The 3,310-nt window shown below is 72.6% G+C and carries 2 protein-coding genes; both read left to right on the top strand.

Annotation, left to right across the window (positions count from 1 at the left end):
• Positions 1 to 435 precede the first annotated feature (435 nt).
• On the top strand, positions 436 to 2,409 hold the full coding sequence (locus ACFW9D_RS38220; RefSeq protein WP_384630077.1) for a HelD family protein: 1,974 nt from the start codon (positions 436 to 438) through the stop codon (positions 2,407 to 2,409).
• 8 nt (positions 2,410 to 2,417) lie between these two features.
• Entirely contained in the window at positions 2,418 to 3,056 is a 639-nt protein-coding gene (locus ACFW9D_RS38215) for a LysE family translocator (protein WP_223206407.1), read from the top strand.
• Positions 3,057 to 3,310: the final 254 nt, after the last annotated feature.

The following is a 3,310-nucleotide window of genomic DNA, read 5'->3' as shown; positions in this document are numbered from 1 at the left end:
CCCTTCGGGCGCATTTCCCCGATCAAGGTGCGGGGCGCCTTTCATCGGGGGAAGGCGCGGCGAAGCCGCATGCCTTCCAGGGGCGCGGGGAACTGCGCGACCAGCCACGACGGCGGGAAAGCCGAGGTCAAGCCCCTCCGGCGATTGAGGAGCGGGGGCCGGGGCGGAGCCCCTGGGAGGGGGCACTCGGGGCCGCACCTGAGGCGCCGGACGAGTCAGGCCCCGGCAAAAACGGTTCGACCCAGCGGACGCGTTGCCGTAAGGTGCCGCGTCTGCCCGCCTCCGCGCACAACCCGGAGCGCCGCCGACCGGACGGTAACCGGTCGGCTCCGTGATCACCCGTACCCGGAGCCGGAGGCCCTGCCCGTGACCCCGCACAACCCCCTGGACCGCGAGCGCAGCCACCTGCTCGCCTCCCGCACCGCCCTGCGCGCCATGCGCGAGGACGCCCAGGCGCTCGACATCCGTGACGTCACCGCGAACTGGGTCAACGCGGCGGTCCTCCAGCGCCAGATCGACGACCGCATCAAGGCCCTGGCCGACCTCGCCGACACCCCCCTCTTCTTCGGTCGGCTCGACTACCTCCACGCCCCGGGCGCCGAGCAGGCGGAGGGTGCGGAGGGCGAGCAGTTCTACATCGGCCGCCGGCACGTCCACGACGCGGACGGCGACCCGATGGTCATCGACTGGCGCGCCCCCGTCTCCCAGCCGTTCTACCGGGCCTCCAAGAAGGACCCGATGGACGTGGCGCTGCGCCGCCGGTTCGGTTACACGGGCGGCGACCTCACCGCGTACGAGGATGAGCACCTGTCCGACCCCGCGGAGTCGGCCGTTACGAGCAAGCTGCTCCAGCAGGAGATCGAGCGCCCGCGCGTCGGCCCGATGCGCGACATCGTGGCGACGATCCAGCCGGAGCAGGACGAGATCGTCCGCAGCGGCCTGGCCGGTTCGGTGTGCGTGCAGGGCGGCCCCGGCACCGGCAAGACCGCCGTGGGCCTGCACCGTGTCGCGTACCTCCTCTACGCGCACCGCGAGCGCCTGGCCCGCACGGGCACCCTGGTCATCGGCCCGAACCGGTCCTTCCTGCACTACATCGAGCAGGTCCTGCCCGCGCTGGGCGAGCTGGAGGTGCACCAGGCGACGGTCGACGACCTGGTCACCGCGCGCGGGGTCGAGATCCGCGGCACCGACGAGGCGACCGCCGCGATCGTGAAGGGCGACGCGCGGATGGCCGAGGTGCTGCGCCGCGCGCTGCGCGCGCACATCACGATGCCGACGGAGGGCGCGGTCGTGGTGCGGGGCTCGCGCCGCTGGCGCGTGGCGCAGTACGAACTGGAAGAGATCGTGCGGGAGTTGACCTCCCGTGACATGCGGTACGGGGCGGCCCGCGAGGCCCTCCCGCAGCGCATCGCGCACGCCGTCCTGGTCCAGATGGAGCGGGCCGGCGAGGCCCCGGACGACCGGGTGCAGAACGCGGTCGCGCGCAACGCCGCCGTGAAGGCCGTCGTCAAGGACGTCTGGCCCGCGGTCGACCCGGCGAAGCTCGTGCTGCGGCTGCTGTCCGACGCGGAGTTCCTGGCGGAGCACGCGGCGGGGCTGCTCGACGAGGACGAGCAGAAGGCCGTGCTGTGGGTGAAGCCGGCGCGGAGCGTGAAGGCGGCGAAGTGGTCCCCGGCGGACGCGGTGCTCATCGACGAGGCCGCTGATCTGATCGAGCGCACGCACTCGCTCGGCCACGTCGTCCTCGACGAGGCGCAGGACCTGTCGCCGATGCAGTACCGGGCGGTGGGGCGGCGCGCGACGACGGGTTCGGTGACGGTGCTCGGAGACCTGGCGCAGGGCACGACGCCCTGGGCGACGGCGAGTTGGCCGGAGGCGCTGGCCCACCTGGGCAAGCCGGACGCGGTGGTCGAGGAGCTGACGGCCGGTTTCCGTGTCCCCACCGACGTCATCACCTACGCCTCCCGGCTCCTCCCGCACATCGCTCCGGGGCTCACCCCGGTGGCGTCGGTGCGGGAGAACCCGGGTTCGTTCGCGGTGCGCGAGGCGTCCGGCGTCGACGACGTGGTCGCCGCCTGCCACGAGGCCCTGCGTCACGAGGGCTCGATCGGCCTCATCGCGGCGGACCCCCGCTGCGCGGCCCTGGCCGAGGCGCTCACCGCGGCGGGCCTCCCGTACCTCTCCCCCGGCGAGGAGACCACGGCCGACGCCCGCCTCACCCTCGTCCCCGCCTCCCTGGCGAAGGGCCTCGAGTACGACTACGTGGTCCTGGACGACCCGGCGGCGATCGTCGACGCGGAACCGGACGAACGCACCGGCCTGCGCCGCCTCTACGTCGCCCTGACCCGAGCCGTCTCCGGCCTCCAGGTCCTCCACACGGCGCCGCTCCCGGAACAGCTGGAAGACTGAGGCGCGTGATCATCTCCTCGTCGGCGGCCGCCGGAATCGCCCTGGTCGAACTCGGCATGGCGCTCACGCCGGGGCCGAACATGATGTACCTGGTGTCCCGGAGCATCGGCCAGGGCCGCACGGCCGGCCTCGTCTCGCTGGTCGGCACGGCGGTGGGTTTCGTCGTCTACATGGTGCTGGCCAACGTGGGGCTCGCGGTCGTCTTCGTCGCCGTCCCCTGGCTGTACATCGGCTTCAAGGCGGCGGGCGCCGCCTATCTCGCCTATCTGGCCTGGCAGACGCTCAGGCCCGGCGGCCACGGGCTGTTCGAGCAGCGGGAGCTGCCGCGGGACTCGTACGGGAAGCTGATGCGGACGGGGCTCATCACCAACCTGCTGAACCCGAAGGTCGCCATCCTGTACCTCGCGCTGATCCCCCAGTTCATCGAACCCTCCCGGGGCCACACCACGGCCCAGGGTTTCGCGCTCGGGCTCGTGCAGATCGCGGTCGGCGTCACGGTGAACGCCCTGATCATTCTCGCGGCGGGCTCGGTCGCCGCCCTCCTCAAGCGCCGCCCGTCCTGGTCGAAGTGGCAACGCCGCGTCACGGGAACCCTCTTGGCAACGGTCTCACTGGCACTGGCCCGAGAGGTCCCGGCCCGCGCCTGATCAAGGGGTACGCGGAACCATGCGCCCGTCGACGATTCCGCCCCCTGCACCGCCGACACCCCCAGGGGCTCCGCCCCGGCCCCCGCTCCTCAATCGCCGGAGGGGCTTGAATTCGGCTCTCCCGCCGTCGTGGCTGGTCGCGCAGTTCCCCGCGCCCCTGGAGATGCGCACTTCGTGCGCGATCTCCATAGGGGGCGGTGCCCCATCGGGGAAATGCGGCGCGAAGCGCCATGCATTTCAGGGGCGCGGGGAAC

The organism is Streptomyces sp. NPDC059524 (assembly GCF_042749255.1).
GTDB lineage: Bacteria > Actinomycetota > Actinomycetes > Streptomycetales > Streptomycetaceae > Streptomyces > Streptomyces xanthii.
Note: the sequence above shows the minus strand (reverse complement) of the source record. Positions and strands in the feature narration are given on the sequence as shown.

Bases quoted from the DNA above. Each gene is read 5' to 3' on its own strand.
- ACFW9D_RS38220 (WP_384630077.1), top strand. From the start codon at position 436: ATGCGCGAGGACGCCCAGGCGCTCGACATCCGTGACGTCACCGCGAAC.